This window comes from Hymenobacter sp. B1770 (genome assembly GCF_049896385.1).
Classification (GTDB): domain Bacteria; phylum Bacteroidota; class Bacteroidia; order Cytophagales; family Hymenobacteraceae; genus Hymenobacter.
Genome location: NZ_JAFCUF010000017.1, coordinates 1 through 19,561 on the forward strand (window position 1 = coordinate 1; position 19,561 = coordinate 19,561).

The window sequence follows — 19,561 nt, forward strand, 5'->3', positions numbered from 1 at the left end:
ACAGCCAGCAGCTTTTTAGGCATGCTCCATTTCGTCTCTGCCTTGCTTTGGCTCCGTTAATTGTCCGTACAACCTAGGCGGCGCGCATGGATTTCGCTGATATCGAAATGCGCCTGCTCGTGGGCGAGGACATAGGCCGCGTTAGAAACGTCCTTAAAGTAGGAGCGGTGGCAGTCGAACACGTTTTCAATGCGCACCAACGCCACGCCTTCCCGGGCACGGTTGAAATACCGGTACCGAAGGAAGCTGCTGGTAGCGGCGTCGAAGGGCCGGCCCACGGTGTGGGCTTTGAAGTCAACCTGCCGGAGGTGGCGCTCGGGGTGCCACAGTATTTCCTTCTCATAAGGCGTCAGGTCGATTACTCGTAGCGCTTTGGCTTGGATGTGGTGGCAATTATTGCCCCATAGCACGGGGCGCCGGTGCTCGTAAATCCGCAGTACGTTGGCCCCTAGGCGGCGGGCCTGCTCGGCGGCCTGCTCCACCAAGGTGAGGTAGTCGCAATCGAGCTCATCTCCGGCGTCACCTGCCCGAATAGTGCCCAGCTCCTGCGCGGAGGCAAGGAAGGCTTCGTTCTCTTTCACCACCAAAAAGCCCTCGTGCGCAGCCAAAGGCAGCGGTAGCAGGGCAGGGCGTTGCCCGCCGGTTCCCATAGCGCTTGCAAACAGCCCCCAGCAAAGCGCGGCGCACGCCACAAATGGTTTCATAGATAAGCTGGTGTAGAAGCCAGACGGCTACCCAAACCCCTAATCGGCCCTAGTAAGTTCGGCGCAGGTACTTGCCGGTTGAGCCGAATAACTTAGGGGGCAGCAACAAGCTAATAGTGACCTGAATTCCAGAGCACGACCACATAGTAAGCAGTGAAGTAGAGTAGCGCGTTCAGAGTTGAGAGGAGGCTGACGCTCTAGCAGCATCAGCCTCTTTTGCGTTTCGCTCAACTTTTTTATCTGATGGTTTCCAATAATGCCACTTGGCATTCCGCTTTATTTGGGCAATAGTTTACAGCAACGTTCGTATCGCACCGCCACTGGCTGCCCACGCGGCTGGGTATTTCAGGCGAAGCAGTGCTGCTTCTGTCGTCCCATCATTCTCTATGAAGCTATACATTAAATACATGGTCAGCGTGCGCTGCAAGGCGGACGTGCAAGCCAAACTCGACAAGCTGGGGCTGCATTACGGGCAGGTCGATTTAGGCGAGGTGGAGTTCAAGCAGAGCATAACCCCCGAGGAGCACGACCAATTGCAGCGGGAACTACAAGAGTTGGGCGTAGAGCTGCTGGATAAGGGCCACGGCGAGCTGATTGAGCAGGTGCAGGCTATCATCGTCGACTTGGTGCACCACGCCGATACCCTGCCAAAAATGAAAAACTCCGACTACATCAGCCAGCAGCTGAAGCGAGACTATTCTCAGTTGGCCACTTTGTTTTCGGAAGCCACGGGTGTTACCATCGAGCGTTCTATCATCCGGCATAAGATTGAACGGGTAAAAGAGCTGCTGCTGTACGACGAGTTGAACCTAACGGAAATTGCCGATAAGTTGAACTATAGCAGTGTGGCGCATCTCTCCGGTCAGTTCAAAAAAGAGACCGGGCTGACACCTACCTTTTTTAAGCAACTCAAGCGGAAGAGGAAAGCGGTTTAAGCAATTGGGAATGATGTAAATCATCGTGCGAATTGTGTAAGGAAGCTGGGGCGTAAGAAGGGGAGCTTTGCAGGAAGCAAAACTCTTTATCCTTCAATTCCGCCGCATGAAACAGCGTTTACTAGTTCTTTTATCCTTTGCCTTGCTGCTGAGCTCTTCGCACAGCAGCTTTGGCCAGAATACGCCACCGCCTTTGGGCAGTGCGACCGGCTTCGCGATGTTTACCGCGGTTGGTGCCATCGATAACAACGGCCCGAGTGTCATCAATGGCGACATCGGGACAAATGCAGGTGCTTTCAACGGGTTTCCTCCGGGCGTGGTAAACGGCACCATTCACGTAGCCGACACTCGCTCGACGCAAGCGGCTACGGCAGTTCAGGGCGCCTACGGCCATATGTCGGCAATCGTCTACAACTCGGTAGCTGTGTTTGGCGGTACTCCCGCCGTGACAATGGCTCCCGGAGCTTACTCGGTGGGCGGAGCTTCGACCCTGGCCGGCACGCTGATTCTGGATGGCGGCAACGACCCCAACGCGACGTTTTATTTGCGGGTAACCGGCGCCCTAACCACGGCCCAGAACTCGGAGGTGCTGCTAATCAGGGGCGCTAATGCCAACAACGTGTACTGGCAAATAGGTGGACTGACCACCCTGGGACAAAACTCAGTGATGCAAGGTACTCTGCTGGTTGACGGAGCTATTATTATGATTGCGGGCGCTCAGCTGACCGGCCGTGGCCTTTCGCGTGAAGGCGCCATTACGCTGACATCGGCCACGGCCACCCTCCCAAGCTTCTTGGCCGCTCCAGTAGCCGCCTCCACCGTTTGGCTGGGCAACCGTACCACGGATTGGTTTACGGCCACGAACTGGTCGGCCGGTGTGCCCAGCAGCATCCTGGACGCCAGCATCCCTACTAACACGTCGCCCTACCCGCTGATTGCCACCGGCAACGCGGCGGCTAACAACCTGACCATCGGCACCGGCGCCAGCCTCACACAAAGCGGAGGCAGCCTCGACTTGAAAGGCAACCTGAGCAACAGCGGCACCGTCAGTGCCACGGCCGGCACCATGAGCCTGAGCAGCGCAGTGTCAGCACAAATCCTCGGCGGCAGCGGCAGCACTCAATTGTGGAGCCTGACCATTGCCAACCCCAGCGGCGCCATCCAGGGCGGCGCGGTGCGCATCCGCGGTGTATTGGCTCCTGCCAACGGCAACCTCACTACCAATGGCCAGACGCTGACGCTGCTCTCCGACGCAGCCGGCACGGCCCTGGTGAACAACAGCGGCACGGGCGTGGTGAATGGCACGGCCACGGTGCAGCGCTACATCGCCTCGGCCAACAGCGGCCTGGGCTACCGCCACTACAGCACCCCGGTGTCGGGCAGCACAGTAGGCGACCTGACTACGGCCGGCTTCACGCCCGAAATCAGCCAAGGCAGCGTGTACAACACGTCGGCCACGCCGGCCACCACCACGCCGTTTCCCACCGTGTATGCTTACGACCAAGCTCGTTTGGCTACGGTTACCAACAATTATTCGGCTTTCGACAAAGGGTTTGTGGTACCCGCTAGCCTGACCTCGCCGCTGGCCGTGGGCCGGGGCTACATCGCCAACATCAGCGCTTCAGCCCTGGTTGACTTTACGGGCCTGCTCACTAACGGCACCCAGACCCTGAGCCTAAGCCGCAACGCAGCCACCTCGGCCAACGACGCCGATGCCGGCTGGCAGCTGGTTGGCAATCCGTACCCCGCGCCGCTCGACTATAGCTTAGTGGCCCCCGCTGACCGTGCCGGTCTGGATGGTGCCATTTACGTGTACCAGAGCACCAGCCAGTACAACGGCCAGTACCGCGCCTACATCAACGGCATTGGCGGTAACCCTGTGCTGCCCGTGGCCCAGGGCTTCTTTGCCCGCGTGAGCACTGGCCAGACCAGCGCTGCGCTCACGTTCCGCAACAGCCAGCGCTTGACTGCGCTCAACAACACTCCCTTCCAGCGTTCCACGGCCGATGCCCGGCCCCTGGTGCAACTTGAGCTGCGGGCCAGCAACGGCGCAACCGACATGTTTTATGCCTATGCCGAAGCGGGCGCAACCGCCGGTTTCGACGCCCAGTACGATGCCCTGAAGCTGCCCAACACCTCGGGTCTGAACCTGGCCAGCGTAGCCGCTACCAGCGAAGCCCTGGCCATTGACGGTCGCCCGGCCTTCACGGCTGCTACTAACTTGGCTCTGAACGTGGGTGTGCCCGCCGCCGGCACCTACACGCTGGCTGCCGCCACGCTCGGCAACTTGCCCGCTAACCTTGATGCCCTGCTCACCGACGCCGCCACAGGTTTAACCGTGAACCTGCGTTTGCAGCCGGCTTACTTGTTTAGCGTAATCAGCACCCAAGCTTCCGCTTCGATGACCGGCCGTTTCACACTGCACTTTACCGCCCGCACCGCCCTCGCCAATGCGCAGGCCCTGACGGCCGCCGAGGTAACGCTTTACCCAAACCCGGCCCACAATGCCTTCACCGTACTCGTGCCGGCCATCGCCGGGGCCACGCAGGTGCACGCTGACCTGCTCAACACGTTGGGCCAAGTAGTACACCGCCAGCAGGCTGCACTGGCTGCCTCGGGCGCCCGCCTTGCGGTGGATGCCTCTGGCCTGGCCGCTGGCGTCTACACCCTGCGCCTGCAGGTTGGCGCTACCACGCTGGCCAAACGCGTCGTGATTCAATAATTTAACGGGCCGACTCCAGTGCGGAGCCGGCCCGTATCCCCATCAAGCCACCTGTCTTATGAAATCATTTCTTGCTTCTGCAGCGCGCTTACTGGCCCTGTGCGTGTTGACCATCTTACCTGCTTTGGCCCAGCCCGGCTCGGGCGGTCCGGCGCCAAGCACCCCGCTCAACCCAACTGAGGTGCCCATCGATGGCGGCGTTTCGCTGCTGCTGGCCGGCGGCGTGGCCTTCGGCGTTAAACAAATTCGTGCACGCCGCCTCGCGCGCGGTTCCAAATAAGCACCACCCACCATTCTTGGTAACAGTGGCGTTCTCTTCGTTATCCGTGCTTAGAACGGTCATTCTCACACTTGTTACAAACGTAAAAGCGGCTGACACTCCATGAGTGTCAGCCGCTTTTACGTTTGTACTACAGAAGCCTAATAGGCGAATGCAGTTGCTTTAGGGTCTGGACCGTACTCGTTATCGTCGCGCGTGCCTTCGGTGCAGGCCAGTACCAGCAGCCAGATGGCGCCGATGAGGGGGATGAGTACAATGAACGCAAACCAGCCACTTTTGCCGATATCGTGCAATCTTCTCACCCCAATGCTTATGCCCGGAATGACCATGGCTAAAGTGTAAAGCATGTAGATGTAGCCATAGCCTATGCCGTCAATTGAAAAGCCCAGTACGTTGTCAGCAATTGCCGCGGCAAAGGCAAACAACATGTGGAACAGAAAGAACATCCAATATTCTTTTCTTCTGGCACGCCCGGTAAAAACAGCGTATTTTTTGAGTGCTTGTAAATATTGTTCCATCAAAAAGGGGGTAGACAGGTCCTAATCGTAAGGCTTTTCGGTGACGCCCCGTTTTTTAAAGTGGGTTCTGGACTCCACGTTGCTGTTGCGGTACCAGCTGCAAAAGCCAATAGAGCTTTAATGTTGATACCAAACATTTGACAAGATAGAAGCTGACAACAGTAATTGCCTACGAGGGCATAAAATTTCTCATGCAGAGCCTGAAAATATCAATTCTACAAGAAGTAGGCTGGGGAAAAGTTAGCGACCAATTAGGCTCTTGTCCAGGTAAAGTTCTAAAAATTTAATTTCAATTCAGGCCTTGGACCCAGCCTGACATCATTACGGATTACTTCTTCAAAACTTCGTATTGGGAAGTATGCTTTCTGAACCCACTTACCTCACGGCGCGCATGGTGGCGCCCATGGTCGAAGCCCACTTTGCCCGGCACCGGGCCGCTGCCCACGCCGAAGACGTAGCCCGGCTGGCGCCTCCCCCCGAAACACAGTGGGTAGAAGCCATCATCGACGTAGCTTTTTGGGCCAGCCTGCGTCGGGAGGAGGGGCACCCGCCCCGGATTTCGCTGGCGCTGCTGCCCCCCCAACAGGCCCGAATGCCCCTGATATTGGGCCAGCGCCGCCGCTTCACGCCTTACAACCTGCTCAAGCTGGCGCCCGCCGTGGAGGCGCCCGGCATCCATCTGGGCGTGTGGCACGACGACGACGGGCTCTACGTGTGGGGCACAGCCACCACCATTCCGCCCCTGTGCTTCGTGCTGGAGGTGGTGGAGCCAGGCCTGCTAGTGGTGAAGCACCGCCGCACAGACGGCTTCGGCAAGTTTGTGAACGTGGCCATCTTGCGCGGCGACCAGCTGCAGCTGGTGGACGAGGAAAACGAGGCCGTGAGCGACTGCCCGGCCTTGCGGGATTTCCTGCCAGGGCGAAGCCTGCCCGCTGCCACCGGCGAAGCCGACAACGTGCTGGTGGAGCTGGCATCGGCCATGCGCGAACACGGCCGCGGGGGCCTGGTGCTGGTAGTGCCGCCGGGGTCGAACGGGTGGCAAGCGTCCATCGTTCAGCCTATTACCTACCCGGTGGCGCCCGCCTATAAGGGCATCGCGACCGTGCAGAAGCCGGGCCAGTCGAAGCGCAAGTGGCAGGAAAAGCTGCGTCGTAGCATTGGCATAGTGGGCGGTTTCACGGCCGTCGATGGTGCCACCGTGATTACGCGGCAGTACCACCTGCTGGCCTTCGGGGCCAAGGTGACCCGGGCCGCGGCCAGTACGCCCGTTGAGAAGCTGTTCCTCACCGAGCCCGTGGTGGGGAGCGAAGCAGTACACCTGCACCCAGCCCAAAACGGCGGTACCCGGCACCTGGCCGCCGCCCAGTTTGTACATGACCAACACGACGCCGTAGCCCTGGTGGCTTCTCAGGATGGTTTTTTCACGGTCTTTGCCTGGTCCGAAACCCTGCAGCAGGTGCATGCCCACCGCATCGATGTGCTGCTGCTGTAAGGCCACGGCCGCTGACGCTACAGGCACTTAAGTGGCTTTACATCTTTGAACCGGCAGAACGATGCAGAGACGCGAAACTTGGCGTCTCTACATCGTTCAAATAACCGTCACAGACTAGCGGGAGCAGCTGCCTAGTGGTCGTAGCTCACCACGCGGGTTATTTTCCAGGAGTCGCCTTGCTGCTGCCACGGCATCACGAACTTGGAGTTGCCGCAGTCGTTCTTGCCGTTTTCGACGTGGCAAAAGCGGTGTAGCCCGATGTGGGTGGCGCCGTAGTCTTTGATGGGGTGCACCGCCAGGCTGCCCGCTACCTTGGCTGAAGTTGCTGAGGCCGCCTTTGTCGTGGTAAAACTCCAGGTTTTCGGCGAAGTAGGACATGAGCTTGTCCACGTCTTTGGCATTGAAAGCGGCAAACATTTCGGCGTCGAGCCTAGCTACTTTTTGATACAGCTCACTTTGGGCGGCCTTGGGAGCCTTTGCAGCTGTCGCCTTGGGTGCTGCAGGCGCGGCGTTGGCTTTGGGTCGCTGGGCTTGGCCATACCCAGTGCCACACGAGAGGCCCACGAAAAGAAGAAGGGAGAAAGTTTTACGCATCATTGGGAATGAGTAAGTCAGTTGAAAAGGAGGACCCATTACCCCCGTTATAAACTCATGAGGTTTACCGCCGAAGGCCAGCATTCATCCGATTAGGATTAGTTGCCAGGTGAAAATGCCCGGCGCTGCATGCCCGCACAGGGAGTAAGTTGCATCACCTGCGCAAAGTAAGCTCCGCCCGATATCGGCATCTATAGTTAGCAGCAACCCCTGTGCACTCAGGTAAGGCAGATTAAGTTGCTCGCGGATAACGCACCAGCCCAATTTTCTCGATGCGCCGGTGCTGCCAGCGACTCCGGCAGCACGGGCATCAAAGTTGAGAAGTTACCCTTAGATAACTAAACCGTAACTGCCTCAACCAATTATTCATACTCAGCTAGTTCGGGTAAAAGGAAACCTTAACTGCCGGCCTTGCGAATACCTTAACCTGTTGGGGCGGTTCCGCACCCCACTGCTCAACGGCTTAAGGCTTTCCTCCACTTCACCCGGTTTTACCTCCTATTATCATGGGCAAAGGCAAAAAGAAAAAGAAGCATTCGCTAAAAGAAGAAGTGTCGGAGGACCTGCTGGACGCCGCAGCCTTGTCGGTGCGCAAGTTTCGGAAGGTGACCAAGGAGGTGCAAAAGCTTAGCACCGGCCAGAAAATAGTGGGCGGCATTGCCCTGCTGGCCGCCGGCCTTACCTACCTAGCCAAGATGGAGTTCGACTCTGATGACAAAGCCGACAACAAGAAGCCTGATAAACCCGAGGAGAAGAAGGCCGCACCAATAGCCCCCAGCCCCGAATTTGCCCGGCTAACTGCAGCCGATGCCCCTGCAGATGAGCCAACCGCCTCATCCGGCAAGCCCAGCGCCGCCCGAAAAAGCAGGAAGCCCCCCAAAGCCAAGCACGAGAGCTAAAAGAACCTCAGCTTCTCCCGGTGCTGGTCCCAATGATTTTCAAAGGCTGGCGAACGACCGGTTAGCGGTTTCGCTCGTACCACAAACAGATTCTCATACCCTTCCCAAACTGCTATGAAAAAGAACAAGAAAAACAAAGCTGTGAAAAACAAAGCCGGTAAGAAAACTTCCATCCTGGGCGGCGCCACCAAGTCGCTTAAAAAGCTGGGCAAAGGCACCGCCAACAGCATCGGCGGACTGAGCACCACTTCCAAAGTAGTAGGCGGCGCGGCGCTCGTGGCCCTCGGCCTGAGCTACCTCAACAAGCGCCGCAACAAAAGTACCACCACAGTTACAGACACGTCGTCTGATGCCACGGCCGCCGAGCAGAGCCTAAGCGCCATGGATGGGGCCGACGAAACCCAGGCCTAGCGCTTTCTAGCATCAGTCCAAGGCCACACAAAAAAGAGGCGGACGCTCAGTGAGCGTCCGCCTCTTTTTTGTGCTTAAGCAAATATTTAAGCAGCCGGTGCAGCCGGTGCAGCTGGCGCCGCGGGAGGCGGCGTAGCGCTGGCTTTCTTTACGCGCACAGCGTTGGGTCCTTTAGGGCCCATTTCTACTTCAAAGGTCACCTTGTCGTTTTCACCAATGGGGCCGCCGGCTAAGCCGTTGGCGTGCACAAAAATGCTCTCTTGGGTCGTCTGGTCTTTGATAAAGCCGTAGCCTTTCGATTCGTTGAAGAAGCTCACAATGCCGGTGCGCACGGGGTCGTCGTCGTCGTCATCGGTGCGCCGGGCCACCCCAATCTGGATGTCCTCGTCCTTGATGATGCGCTTCTTCTTGGGGTCGGGCGGGGTAGCGGAGATGTTGCCATCCTCGTCTACGTACGCAAACATTTCTTCCAGCGGTTGGCCGGCCTTGGCATTTGCCTGGCGCTCAACTTTGCGCTCTTCCTTCTCGGTTTTCTTCTTAGCGCGCTTTTTCTCGTTGTCCTTTTTACCAAAAGTCTCTTGTGACCTACCCATAGTTTTGTGCTGCTAAATCATTGTATCTGTTTTTCCTAATTGAAGTAGAGGAACAAAACAGAGGAGTGGATTACTACGAAGATACGCAATATTAAGCTCCTTTCCTCGGCTCTGCTAACGAATAGTTGCCCACCGCTCGGCTCGCCAGGCAGCTTGCTGGGCAGGGGAGAGGAACGTCCAGGCCACCAAGCGGCTCTTTTTTTGCCCTTGGGCCATGTCGATGGTGCGTACATCGGTCGCCCCGGCCGTTTTCAGGGCCCGGTACACGCCGGGCAGGGTTTCTTTTTTAGATACTAGGCTCGTGTACCAGTAGCAGGAGCGGGGCCGCCGGCCGCTTTCCTGCACCATGCGGCGAATAAAAGCTGCCTCGCCGCCCTCATACCAAAGCTCGTTGTTTTGCCCGCCAAAGTTCAGGGCCGGGCGGGAGTTGCGTGCGGTCCCCAGGTTGCTGGTCTTGCGCTGGCTGCCCGCCGCCGCGGCTGCTGCCGATGCATGAAAAGGCGGGTTGCACATGGTGAGGTCGAACACCTCGCCGGCCTGAATGAGGCCGTCGAAAATGCGGGTGCGGGCGGGCTGCAGGCGGCACTCGATGGCGCCGGCCAGGGCAGGGTTGGCGGCCTCAATCTGCTGAGCGGCGCGCACGGCCACGCCGTCAATATCAGACCCCACAAAGTGCCAGCCGTAGGCGCACCGCCCAATGATGGGGTAAATGCAGTTGGCGCCCACGCCCACGTCGAGCACGGTTATTTCTTCGCTGGGCGGCAGTGTGCCGCCGTTGCTTTCGGCCAGTAGGTCGGCCAGGTAGTGCACATAGTCGGCCCGGCCGGGGATGGGCGGGCAGAGGTAGCCCTTCGGAATGTCCCAGTGCTCGATGCCGTAGAACTGCCGCAGCAGGGCCCGGTTCAGGGCCTTCACAGCGGCAGGGTTCGCAAAATCAATCGACAGGTTGCCGTATTGGTTGGGTTGTACAAAGCCCGCCAGCTCGGGGCTGCGTTGACTGAGCTGCGGGAAATCGTAGGGTGCGCGGTGCGGGTTGCGCGGGTGCAGTTGGTCTTTCTCCAGGGCAGGGGCGGGCAGGGGTGTCTTCATGGGAGCAGAGGCATTGGGGCCGCAAAGGTACCGGCCAGGGCCGCGGCATAGTCGGTAAGGAAAATGCTTAGGCCGTTTTATATAGGTACCACCCATCGCCCAGCGGCTTGAGTACAATGAAATGCTCAGGGTCCATGGGTGGCAGCAAGGCGGCTTTGGGCTGGTAGAGTAGGCCTACCGTGCTGTCCACTTTGCCTCCAATGACGAATTCCAGGCAGCTGTCGCAGTTGGTTTCGCGGCGCGTCACCTGGGCCAGGAACAGCTTGCGGAGCAGGGCGTGCACGGCCGGGTTGGCGTTGGCGGCTTTCTCGCCGGTTTCTGCAGCGCGGGCCGGGATGAAGTACTTGCCAGCCTGCACCAGGCGTAGGAGTTTCTGGAAGTCGTCCCGGTTACGAGCGAAGTGCGCGGCGATGTCGGCGTCGGCGCTGGTCCACAACCGGAGGTTGCCCAGGGTGAAAGCGTGGTTGGCGTCGGGGTGCTTCTGGTCGTAGTCGGCTACTTCGGCCGGAGACATGGCCGCGAGCAGCTCCACCATTGGCGGCCCGAGGTGCGTCATGGCCAAGTTGCGGATGGCGAGCAGTTTCCAGGCACCAGCTTCCCTGGTGAAATGCAGGTAGAAGTCTTTGCGCTCCACGGAGTCGCGGAGCTCCACGGCCACCACGGCAGTGCTGGGCCCCTGCTGCACCAACTGGCACACGCGCTGCAGCCGGCGCGGAATCTGCTGACCCAGGGTTTCGCGTTTGGCTTGGCCCGCTGCTTCGCAACATAAATATTCCTTCATTTCTGGCCAGCCAGCCGGAGCCACAAACTGCTCGGCAATCTGCAATGGCTCGAGCGGAATCAGGGCCTGCAACGGCCAGGGCAACCACAGCAACAGGGCAAGTAGAAAATGCTTCATGAGCAAACCTAACCCGGAATGGCTGGAATTAGATTCCCTGCAATGGCTGTAGTTTAAAGTATCGGTTCGCCGCGAAAGTCTTGTTTATTTACGACCATGAAAAAACGAATGCTGCTGCTGCTTTTTGGAGGCTTCGGCCTTGGGTTGCCGCCAGGTCCGGTAGCAGCCCAGCAGCCCCCGCTCACTCGCCAGCAATACCAGCATGATTTCGACTTTTTCTGGAACACCATCCAAACCAACTACTGCTATTTCGCCAGCAAGCAAACGGATTGGGACCAGGTGCGTGCCCGCTACCGCCCGCAACTCGACACGCTGAGCAGCCGTCGCGCTTTTGTGCGGCTCCTCGAAAATACCTTGGCCGAGCTTTATGACAACCACGCGAGCTTGGGCACCAACCGCCCCGATTCGCGCCGCCTCGTGCCCACCGGCACCGACATCTGGGCCGAGTTTGTGAACGGCCAGGCCGTGGTGCAGGCCTTGCGCCCCGGGTTTGGGGCCGAGCGCAGCGGTGTGCGCCCCGGTATGGTACTCACGGCCGTGGATGGGGTTGGCATCGACGATGCGCTGCGTCCCTTCCTGCCCACCGGCCTGCGCCGCAGCGATGCGGACGCCCGCAACTTTGCCCTGCTTCAGCTGCTGGCGGGCGACCACCGCACCCCGCGCACCTGGAGCCTGCTGGCCAGTGGCCGTGTCTTCGCCGCGCACCCCGACGAGGCCGGCCTGGCCCTGGAGCGCAACAGCTACCCGGCCCGTCTCGAAGCCCGCCGCATCGGCCGTATTGGGTATCTGAAAATAAACAACAGCTTGGGCGACAACGGCCTCATTGCGTCGTTCGACAGTGCTCTTACGGCGCTGATGGATACCCAAGGCCTGGTGCTGGACCTGCGCGAAACTCCGAGCGGGGGCATCACCACCGTGGCACGTGCCATTATGGGGCGATTCATCAAAAGCGAAGCCCCATACCAGCGCCACGAGCTAACCAGGGAAGAAACCCAGACCGGCGTGCGCCGCAGCTGGCTGGAGCTAGTGGCGCCCCGTGGCGCGCGCTACACCGCCCCGGTGGTGCTGCTGGTGGGCCGCTGGACGGGCAGTATGGGCGAGGGCCTAGCCATTGGGTTCGATGCGCTGCAGCGCGCCACGGTGGTGGGAACTGAGATGGCGCGGCTTAACGGGGCCATCTACTCTTATACCCTGCCGCACTCGGCCATCGGCTTTGCCATTCCTGCCGAGCGGCTTTTTCACGTAAATGGCCAACCCCGCGAGAGCTTCCGCCCACCCGTTTACGTCGACCTGAAAGCGGGCACACCCACTAAAGCCGCTGCGCCCGACCCAACTTTGGAAACAGCCTTAAAATTGCTGCGCAGCAAACGATAGCAGCCTTGATGCGGCAACCAACCAGCGTTGCTGGCCTGCTTCTACGCTTCGTGCATGTCATTGAGCTGCTGCAGTTTCACGCTCATGAGTTGGACTTCTTCCTCCGTCTTCTTCGTGGGAGGTGAAGCCTGACTGGCTACACTTGGCGGCTCGTCGTTCGCACAGTTCAGAGAAACGTTTGCCGATGACCGCTCAACGACGAGACGCCAAGTGTGGCGTTTCTACATCGCTCTGGGGCGCCTTTAGCGTCTTGGGCTGGGCCCTTTGCTGCGCCCACTCGCGCTGCCTTTGGCCGGGGGGCGGCTGGCGGGTTTGCCTGTTCCGCTGCTCTTGGCGCGCGATGGCCCACCTGGGCCTGCTTTTGCCGGACGCTTGCTGGCGCCGGGGCCAGCCGCTTTTTCGGGCCGGGGGCCCCACCAGCCATTAGCCGAGGGGTTTTTCTGGGAGGGAGGCCCGGACTTGGGGCGTCGGTCTACGCCGGGTGTTTTGGGAGCGCCAGTTTTGGGGGTGCGCCGGCCGCCCGAGGCGTCTTCGGTGCCGCTCGATTTCTCCACCATTTTCATGATGCCGGCCAGCTCCTGCGGCGTCAGCTCACGCCAGTCGCCCACAGGCAGGCCTTTCAGCGTCACGTTCATGATGCGCACGCGTTCGAGCTTCACTACTTCGTAGCCAAAATGCTCCACCATGCGCCGAATCTGGCGGTTCAGGCCCTGTACTAGCGTGATGCGGAAGATGTAGGGCGTTTCCTTCTCAATCAAACAAGGCTTGGTGACGGTGCCGAGCATGGGAATGCCCTGGGCCATTTCCTCCAGCATGCGGTCGGTGAGAATGCGGTTTACCTGCACGAGGTATTCCTTCTCGTGCTTGTTGCCAGCGCGCAGAATTTTGTTGACGATGTCGCCGTCGCTGGTCAGGAAAATCAGGCCCGATGAGTCCTTGTCGAGCCGGCCGATGGGGAAGACGCGGGCGGCGTGGTTCACATAGTCCACGATGTTGCCGCGCACGCCGGGCTCGGAAGTGCTGGTTACGCCCACGGGCTTGTTGAAGGCCAAGTACACGGCGTCCTCGGCCTGCTTGGGCTCCAACTTGTGGCCGTTCACGCTAACCCGGTCGCGCGGGCCCACTTGGTCGCCCACCTGGGCGGGCTTGCCGTTGAGGAGCACCATGCCCTGCTCGATGTAGCGGTCGGCTTCGCGGCGCGAGCAAAAGCCGCTTTCGCTGATGAATTTGTTGAGGCGGGTGGAGGACATGGGGGGCATCGGCGAACAGAAATAAGACTAGAATAACAAGCTACAAACCGCAAGTTAGAAACCCCGCCGTAGGCGCCGCGTCAGCCAGGCTCGACAATAACCCCGCCCGGCGCGCTCCGTTAGCAATAGCTCATTCCTTTCCATTCTTATTCTTACCTGATTTATGTCTGACCAACCCACCACGCTGCCACCCCAGCACCAGGACCAGCAGCCCGGCATCGAAGCCGAAATGACGCCCATGCCCATCTACATTCGGCCCAGCTACAAGGGTTCCGAGAAGTTACTGGGCAAAGTGGCCCTCATCACGGGCGGCGACTCGGGCATTGGCCGTTCTGTGGCGGTGCACTACGCCCGCGAAGGCGCCGACGTGGCCATTGCCTACTTGCCTACCGAGGGGCAGGACGCCTACGAAACCCGCCAACTGGTAGAAGCTGAAGGCCGCCGCTGCCTCACCCTGCCCGGCGACCTGCGCGATGCGGCCTACTGCCAGGACATTGTGGAGCGCACCGTGCAGGAGCTTGGCGGCCTCAACATCGTGGTCAACAACGCCGCTGAGCAGTTCGTGAGCACCGACCTCACCGACACCTCCGACGAACAGTGGCTCGATACCTTCCAGGTGAACTTCTTCTCGTTTGTGCGCGTGACCCGTGCTGCCCTCAAGCACCTCCAGGAAGACGACTCCATTATCTGCACTTCCAGCATCAACGCCTACCGCGGCAACCAGCAGCTCGTGGATTACTCGGCTACCAAAGGCGCCATCACGGTGTTTGTACGCTCCATGGCCCAGCAGCTGGCCGAGAAGAAAATCCGCGTGAACTCTGTGGCGCCTGGTCCTATCTGGACGCCCCTCATCCCAGCCAGCTTCCCACCCGAGAAAGTAGCCACCTTCGGCAAAGACACCACCATGAAGCGCCCCGGCCAGCCCTGCGAGGTAGGCCCCGCCTACGTGTTTCTGGCTTCGGAAGACTCAACCTACTTCACCGGCCAAACCCTGCACCCCAACGGCGGCGAAACAGTGAACACCTAACCCGCCCAACAACCCCGGGTTAACCCCGGCCGTAAAAGCGTACAAAAACAGTAGTATAGCTGTTTTTGTACGCTTTATTTTTTCCCGCTCATGAATACCAAATTACTGGGCCTGCTGGTGGCCGCTACGCTCGCCACCGCCGCCTGCCAACAAGAGAAAACCGTTGAAACCACGACCGACGCGAATACCGCCGTTGTGACATCCGAGGACGTTACCACCCGCGACGATGCCCGCCGCCTGGCTGCGCGCGTGGCCGAAGACCTCAACCTGACCGATACTGCGGCCGTGACCCGGATTGAACGTACCTATTATACCCGGGGCCGGACTCAGCGTGAACTCGAAGCCCGCTATAGCAACGACACCTCTGGCCGCTACCTGGCCATGCGCGAAGCCAACGACCGCGCCGACGAAGAAGTCCGCACCACGCTCAACAACCCGGACTACTACAACACCTACTCAGCCAACCGCGCTAATTATGGCGATGGTCCGTATTCGCTGCCACCCGCCCGGGTAGCAACTACCCCGCGCAGCAGTAGCAGCAGCCGGAGCGTCGGCCAGGGCTCCGGCATCAAGAAAATGGAACGGGAGGCCGACGGCGACAGCAAAATCAAGTACCGCAACGGCGCCAAGGTGAAAGTGGACGACGACGGCTCGCGCAAAATCAAAATGGCCGACGGCACCAAAATCAAAATCGACGAAGACGGCAACCGCAAGGTGAAGCGTCCATAAAGGCGAATTTCCTCCTGTCGGAAGCTTACAAAAAAGCCCGCTCCTTTATTGGAGCGGGCTTTTTTGTGAAGGCCCCTAAGTTCTGCTACTGGATAAAGAAGCTTTGATGCAGCAGCGTAGCGGGTTGCTTTCACCCAGTCAATTGGTGTGTTAAAACATATAACATATAATATATTTAAAAGAGCTTTATTAATGCGTTTTCAGGCTGATGGACAGGTTTGCGCGTTTATTGAGAAAGCTAAATCATGTATTAATACAGTGAGATTGCCAAAGTATTTTATTGGTGATAATTGTGCTTGAATGAAAAAAGCATCACTAAAATCAGAGCCTAATTTTGGTTTTAATTGAATTTTAGTTTTGCGTCCCGTTCTTGAGTTTGCGCGATGCGGTTCTTGTTGGACGTGCAGGTTTGAACTTGGAGACCTTAAAAAAAAGTGCAATAAAAATATGGATCAAGCAGCTGAATGTGAACTATTAATTTCATAACTCTTTGTTTTATAAAAAGATAATTATACGAAGTGGATTAGGTTAGAAGTCAAATATATTTAAAAAGTCCATATTAGTATCCTGTATAATACAGCAAATCCATACGGTTTTCATGGATGGATTTACTTTTTCACCGGCTTTTTCGATTCATTCGCCGAGTGAATTTTTTGTATTTAAAAATCTATCACTAGTTTAGGTCTGTCAAAGCGTAATTGTACATTACCGGTACGTTACGTTCTATAACAATTAATCTCGCTAACCTTAAAATCCTATTGCTTTGAAACACTTTACTCTTCTCCTTCTATTATTAGTTTTTCGGGCAAGCCTTGCCGCTTTTGGGCAGGCACCAGCACAGAATGCCAACAATTCTGTTCGGCCATACAATGAGCCCTTCCAGTACGGTGTCAACCTCGGGTACTACAGCCCTTCCTGGAGCGACGACCGGCTGGCTGCGGCTGCGCAAACGATGGGTGTGCACTCGGTGCGCCCTACTCTGCCCGAGCATTTTGTTTCGGGCTACGGCTATAATATCCGGGCCAGCACTTTCAATGCCTACATCAATACCTACGGCATGAAGGAGCTGACGTGTTTCGTGGAAGGGCCCTCGTCGGCGCACCGCGACAACACGATTTACCCGGGTGGCACGCAGCCCTCGCGGCTGTTTAAAAATCTGTACGAGCCTATCTGGAACGCCGATGGCACCGTAAATCCCAATAACTACTACGCCATCTACCTGTTCAAGCTGCACGAGATTTACGGCGACAAGATTCGCTTTTGGGAAGTGGTGAACGAGCCGGATTTCACCTACGGCCAAAACCAGAACGACTGGTTGACCCGTCTGCCGCTGCCCGACGAGTTGCCCAACCTGCGCGCCCCCATCTTCCACTACATCCGGATGCTGCGCATCACCTACGAGGTAATCAAGAAGTACCGCCCCGATGCCTACATCACCACCGGCGGCGTGGGTTACCCCCAGTTTGTGGACTGCATGCTGCGCTACACCGACAACCCCAACGGCGGCGCTGTCACGGCCCAGTACCCCCACAAAGCCGGCGCTTACCTCGACGCGCTGAGCTTCCACAGCTACCCCACCTACTCGCTCCACTCCTGGAGCACGACCCTCAACGGCTTCACCTACACCCGCTCCTCGGACTACGCCGTCAACAAGTTTTTGAAGGAGCGTCAGGACATGGTGGACGTGCTGACCAAGTACGGCTACGGCACCACCCTGCCCGCCAAGCACCTGCTGATGAGCGAAACCAACGTGTCGCGCCGCACCTCCGGCGACCGCACGGCTTCGGACGAGCGGCAGCGCAACTATGTCATCAAATCGTTGATACTGTCGCAGCGCCACAACATCAAGCAATTCTACCTGTACCAGCTGGGAGAATCGGTGAACGCGCCGGCCGTGGGCACCTCGGTAAATGGCAACGATGAGCTGGCTCTGATGGGCATTTTTGAAAACCTCATCCGCGACACCCCCGGCAACCAGAAGGCTACCCAGGCGGGCCAGGGCTTTGCCACCACCTCCAAGCTGCTCTATGGCTGGGCCTACGACGCCGCCCGCACAACGGCTCTGGCACTGCCCAACAGCCTAAACGGCGCTGCTTTCCGCAAAAACGGCGCTTACGCCTACGTATTGTGGGCTAAGGCACTGGTCGACAATCAGGAATCGGCCAGCGGTACATATTCCTTCCCATCGTCCTTCAACCTCGCCCGGTTGCAGCGCTACGAGTGGAACCACGCCACCACCAATACCCGAAGCACGGTACCGGCCCAGAACGTAGCCCTGACCGAAACGCCCTTGTTCTTTATTGAAGACGCCAGCGGGGTTGTGGCCACCAGCATCAACCCAACCAGCGCAGTAATCGGCGCCAGCGTAACTATCACTGGCACAAACCTGACCGGCGCCACCCGCGTTAGCTTCAACGGCACCAACACGACCACCTTCACCAGCAACAGCGCCACGCAGTTGGTGCTCACCGTGCCCGCCGGGGCCACCAGCGGCCCCGTAACCGTGACCACGCCCGCCGGTACTTCCAACAGCGTTGCTTTCACCGTGACTCCTTGCCCCGTGGCTACGCTGGCCTACAGCGCCGGCACCTATTGCCGCACCGGCACCAACCCGACTCCCACCGTTACAGGCCCATCGGGCGGTGCATTCAGCTCCACTACTGGGCTGAGCCTAAACGCGAACACGGGCGTTATCAACCTGTCGGCTTCCACTTCCGGAACCTACACGGTTACCTACCGCGTGTCCACGACACTCTGCCCCACGTCGGCTACGGCACAGGTAACCATCACGAATGCGCCAGTGGCCACCTTCTCCTACGGTGCCGCCAGCTATTGCACCTCCGCAGCCACCTCAGTTGCCCCCACCCTGGGCGCTGGCGCTTCGGTTGGTACTTTCACGGCCTCGCCCAGCGGCCTTGCCCTCAATGCCAGCACGGGAGGCATCACGCTGGCCAATAGCCAACCAGGTACCTATACCATTATCAACACCATTGGGGCCGGCGGGGGCTGCGTAGCGTCTACGGCTACGGCCCAACTAACCATCAACGCCATGCCCGCCGCTTCGCTGAGCATTCGCTCGGGGGCTAATAACTTCTGCAACGGCGGCACCGTGGTACTGGCTGCCGACGCGGTTTCGGGCGCTACGTATCAGTTCAACCTCGACGGACAAGCGATTGCAGGCGCCACGTCGGCAACGTATGCGGCACGCGCTGGCGGCAGCTACACCGTCACGGTAACCAACGGCGGCGGTTGTGGCACTACTTCTCAGCCCATCGCCCTCACTGCGGAAGCTGCACCCGACACCCCCGTTCTGACAGCTACCGAGCCCGCTCCTAATACGGTTATCCTGACTTCCAACTCTCCTGCGCACAACCAGTTCTTTCTGGATGGCCGCCCGCTGCATGGCAACCAAGGCCAGACTTATACTGTGACTTCACCTACGCAAAACGGTGTTTACACAGTAACGGCTACTTCGTCCGGCGGCTGCGCTTCCGCTTCTTCGGCTCCGGTACCGGTTAACCTTCGCTCCACGGCTACTTCCACTGCTACGGCCCTGGCTGGTAGCACCCTGAATGTGTATCCGAACCCAACCCCGGATGGACGCCTCACGATTGATTTAGCCGGCTATCGCAAAGGCGTGCAGCTCTCTGTAGTCAATGCCCTGGGTCAGGTTGTATTCGAAAGCAGCGTTCCGGCCGGCCAGGCCTTGCCCTTGCTCGACCTCCATCACCTGCCAGCAGGTGTGTACAGCGTGAGTGCTCAAACGGCCGATGGCCTCGCTACCCGTCGCTTCGTGCGGCAGTAAGAAGCTAGGCTGTAGCTGCAGACAAAAGTCAGCAGCCAGGCAATAAAAAAACCTCCACCGCGTGCGGTGGAGGTTTTTTTATTGCCTGCGCCCCAGCGGCAAGCGAGCATGAAGCTGCAGCTTGGCATAGTCAAGAGTACGGCCCGCTTAGCCTATATCCATTTCGCGGTCAGTGTACAGCCAAGCAATATCGCGGACTTTTAGTCCGCGAGTCCACTAACCGGAGGATTCGCGGACTAAA

General features: G+C 58.7%; 17 protein-coding genes. 10 read left to right on the forward strand and 7 right to left on the reverse strand.

The genetic code is table 11. The annotated features are described in order from the left end of the window. Positions 1 to 56: 56 nt before the first annotated feature. Positions 57 to 704, reverse strand: a complete 648-nt coding sequence (locus ACP7AJ_RS20900) for a hypothetical protein (RefSeq protein WP_426062165.1) — start codon at positions 702 to 704, stop codon at positions 57 to 59. A gap of 386 nt (positions 705 to 1,090) precedes the next feature. On the opposite strand from ACP7AJ_RS20900, the gene ACP7AJ_RS20905 reads away from it, so the two are divergent. The 3 genes from ACP7AJ_RS20905 to ACP7AJ_RS20915 all read left to right on the forward strand — a co-directional run bounded on the left by ACP7AJ_RS20905 (position 1,091) and on the right by ACP7AJ_RS20915 (position 4,641). Continuing rightward, positions 1,091 to 1,639, forward strand: coding sequence for a helix-turn-helix domain-containing protein (locus ACP7AJ_RS20905; protein ID WP_426062167.1), 549 nt, complete (start codon positions 1,091 to 1,093; stop codon positions 1,637 to 1,639). A gap of 106 nt (positions 1,640 to 1,745) precedes the next feature. Continuing rightward, a complete protein-coding gene (locus tag ACP7AJ_RS20910) occupies positions 1,746 to 4,361 on the forward strand; it encodes an ice-binding family protein (protein WP_426062168.1) in 2,616 nt (871 codons plus the stop codon). Between the two features lie 58 nt (positions 4,362 to 4,419). Then, positions 4,420 to 4,641: a PID-CTERM protein-sorting domain-containing protein gene (locus tag ACP7AJ_RS20915; RefSeq protein WP_426062169.1), complete on the forward strand. Its 222-nt coding sequence runs from the start codon at positions 4,420 to 4,422 to the stop codon at positions 4,639 to 4,641. A gap of 140 nt (positions 4,642 to 4,781) precedes the next feature. Here the strand turns inward: ACP7AJ_RS20915 and ACP7AJ_RS20920 are convergent, their stop codons facing one another. Then, the gene (locus tag ACP7AJ_RS20920; protein WP_426062170.1) at positions 4,782 to 5,159 is read right to left on the reverse strand and encodes a DUF805 domain-containing protein; all 378 of its coding nucleotides are present in this window, start codon (positions 5,157 to 5,159) and stop codon (positions 4,782 to 4,784) included. A gap of 358 nt (positions 5,160 to 5,517) precedes the next feature. On the opposite strand from ACP7AJ_RS20920, the gene ACP7AJ_RS20925 reads away from it, so the two are divergent. Continuing rightward, positions 5,518 to 6,651: a putative sensor domain DACNV-containing protein gene (locus ACP7AJ_RS20925; protein ID WP_426062171.1), complete on the forward strand. Its 1,134-nt coding sequence runs from the start codon at positions 5,518 to 5,520 to the stop codon at positions 6,649 to 6,651. A 131-nt stretch (positions 6,652 to 6,782) separates the two neighbouring features. Here ACP7AJ_RS20925 and ACP7AJ_RS20930 read toward each other — a convergent pair whose 3' ends face one another. Further along, the gene (locus ACP7AJ_RS20930; RefSeq protein ID WP_426062172.1) at positions 6,783 to 7,052 is read right to left on the reverse strand and encodes a hypothetical protein; all 270 of its coding nucleotides are present in this window, start codon (positions 7,050 to 7,052) and stop codon (positions 6,783 to 6,785) included. 699 nt (positions 7,053 to 7,751) lie between these two features. Between ACP7AJ_RS20930 and ACP7AJ_RS20935 the strand changes: the two genes are divergently transcribed. After that, complete coding sequence (locus ACP7AJ_RS20935) at positions 7,752 to 8,144, forward strand: hypothetical protein (RefSeq protein ID WP_426062173.1); 393 nt, start codon at positions 7,752 to 7,754, stop codon at positions 8,142 to 8,144. Between the two features lie 114 nt (positions 8,145 to 8,258). Further along, positions 8,259 to 8,555: a hypothetical protein gene (locus ACP7AJ_RS20940; RefSeq protein ID WP_426062174.1), complete on the forward strand. Its 297-nt coding sequence runs from the start codon at positions 8,259 to 8,261 to the stop codon at positions 8,553 to 8,555. Positions 8,556 to 8,641: 86 nt separating this feature from the next. Here ACP7AJ_RS20940 and ACP7AJ_RS20945 read toward each other — a convergent pair whose 3' ends face one another. From ACP7AJ_RS20945 to ACP7AJ_RS20955, 3 genes are all read right to left on the reverse strand, one after another. Further along, positions 8,642 to 9,148, reverse strand: coding sequence for a cold-shock protein (locus tag ACP7AJ_RS20945; RefSeq protein WP_426062175.1), 507 nt, complete (start codon positions 9,146 to 9,148; stop codon positions 8,642 to 8,644). Between the two features lie 114 nt (positions 9,149 to 9,262). Beyond that, the gene (gene rlmF, locus ACP7AJ_RS20950; RefSeq protein ID WP_426062176.1) at positions 9,263 to 10,237 is read right to left on the reverse strand and encodes a 23S rRNA (adenine(1618)-N(6))-methyltransferase RlmF; all 975 of its coding nucleotides are present in this window, start codon (positions 10,235 to 10,237) and stop codon (positions 9,263 to 9,265) included. 67 nt (positions 10,238 to 10,304) lie between these two features. After that, positions 10,305 to 11,135 (reverse strand): hypothetical protein, encoded by an 831-nt coding sequence (locus ACP7AJ_RS20955; RefSeq protein ID WP_426062177.1) that lies wholly within the window; start codon positions 11,133 to 11,135, stop codon positions 10,305 to 10,307. A gap of 96 nt (positions 11,136 to 11,231) precedes the next feature. Here ACP7AJ_RS20955 and ACP7AJ_RS20960 point away from each other — a divergent pair, with 96 nt between their 5' ends. Further along, positions 11,232 to 12,509 carry a S41 family peptidase gene (locus ACP7AJ_RS20960; protein WP_426062178.1) on the forward strand — a complete coding sequence of 426 codons (1,278 nt, stop codon included), beginning with the start codon at positions 11,232 to 11,234 and terminating at the stop codon, positions 12,507 to 12,509. A 242-nt stretch (positions 12,510 to 12,751) separates the two neighbouring features. On the opposite strand, the gene rluF is transcribed toward ACP7AJ_RS20960, so the two are convergent. Then, a complete protein-coding gene (gene rluF / locus ACP7AJ_RS20965) occupies positions 12,752 to 13,768 on the reverse strand; it encodes a 23S rRNA pseudouridine(2604) synthase RluF (protein WP_426062179.1) in 1,017 nt (338 codons plus the stop codon). Positions 13,769 to 13,922: 154 nt separating this feature from the next. Here rluF and ACP7AJ_RS20970 point away from each other — a divergent pair, with 154 nt between their 5' ends. From ACP7AJ_RS20970 to ACP7AJ_RS20980, 3 genes are all read left to right on the forward strand, one after another. Continuing rightward, positions 13,923 to 14,786, forward strand: a complete 864-nt coding sequence (locus tag ACP7AJ_RS20970; RefSeq protein WP_426062180.1) for an SDR family oxidoreductase — start codon at positions 13,923 to 13,925, stop codon at positions 14,784 to 14,786. Positions 14,787 to 14,876: 90 nt separating this feature from the next. Beyond that, a complete protein-coding gene (locus tag ACP7AJ_RS20975; protein WP_426062181.1) occupies positions 14,877 to 15,515 on the forward strand; it encodes a hypothetical protein in 639 nt (212 codons plus the stop codon). A 763-nt stretch (positions 15,516 to 16,278) separates the two neighbouring features. Further along, entirely contained in the window at positions 16,279 to 19,320 is a 3,042-nt protein-coding gene (locus ACP7AJ_RS20980) for a T9SS type A sorting domain-containing protein (protein WP_426062182.1), read from the forward strand. Positions 19,321 to 19,561: the final 241 nt, after the last annotated feature.

Bases quoted from the DNA above. Each gene is read 5' to 3' on its own strand.
- rluF (WP_426062179.1), bottom strand. From the start codon at position 13,768: ATGCCCCCCATGTCCTCCACCCGCCTCAACAAATTCATCAGCGAAAGC.
- ACP7AJ_RS20920 (WP_426062170.1), bottom strand. From the start codon at position 5,159: ATGGAACAATATTTACAAGCACTCAAAAAATACGCTGTTTTTACCGGG.
- ACP7AJ_RS20935 (WP_426062173.1), top strand. From the start codon at position 7,752: ATGGGCAAAGGCAAAAAGAAAAAGAAGCATTCGCTAAAAGAAGAAGTG.
- ACP7AJ_RS20905 (WP_426062167.1), top strand. From the start codon at position 1,091: ATGAAGCTATACATTAAATACATGGTCAGCGTGCGCTGCAAGGCGGAC.
- ACP7AJ_RS20940 (WP_426062174.1), top strand. From the start codon at position 8,259: ATGAAAAAGAACAAGAAAAACAAAGCTGTGAAAAACAAAGCCGGTAAG.
- ACP7AJ_RS20970 (WP_426062180.1), top strand. From the start codon at position 13,923: ATGTCTGACCAACCCACCACGCTGCCACCCCAGCACCAGGACCAGCAG.
- rlmF (WP_426062176.1), bottom strand. From the start codon at position 10,237: ATGAAGACACCCCTGCCCGCCCCTGCCCTGGAGAAAGACCAACTGCAC.
- ACP7AJ_RS20975 (WP_426062181.1), top strand. From the start codon at position 14,877: ATGAATACCAAATTACTGGGCCTGCTGGTGGCCGCTACGCTCGCCACC.
- ACP7AJ_RS20925 (WP_426062171.1), top strand. From the start codon at position 5,518: ATGCTTTCTGAACCCACTTACCTCACGGCGCGCATGGTGGCGCCCATG.
- ACP7AJ_RS20910 (WP_426062168.1), top strand. From the start codon at position 1,746: ATGAAACAGCGTTTACTAGTTCTTTTATCCTTTGCCTTGCTGCTGAGC.
- ACP7AJ_RS20915 (WP_426062169.1), top strand. From the start codon at position 4,420: ATGAAATCATTTCTTGCTTCTGCAGCGCGCTTACTGGCCCTGTGCGTG.
- ACP7AJ_RS20945 (WP_426062175.1), bottom strand. From the start codon at position 9,148: ATGGGTAGGTCACAAGAGACTTTTGGTAAAAAGGACAACGAGAAAAAG.
- ACP7AJ_RS20900 (WP_426062165.1), bottom strand. From the start codon at position 704: ATGAAACCATTTGTGGCGTGCGCCGCGCTTTGCTGGGGGCTGTTTGCA.
- ACP7AJ_RS20930 (WP_426062172.1), bottom strand. From the start codon at position 7,052: ATGCCAAAGACGTGGACAAGCTCATGTCCTACTTCGCCGAAAACCTGG.
- ACP7AJ_RS20960 (WP_426062178.1), top strand. From the start codon at position 11,232: ATGAAAAAACGAATGCTGCTGCTGCTTTTTGGAGGCTTCGGCCTTGGG.
- ACP7AJ_RS20955 (WP_426062177.1), bottom strand. From the start codon at position 11,135: ATGAAGCATTTTCTACTTGCCCTGTTGCTGTGGTTGCCCTGGCCGTTG.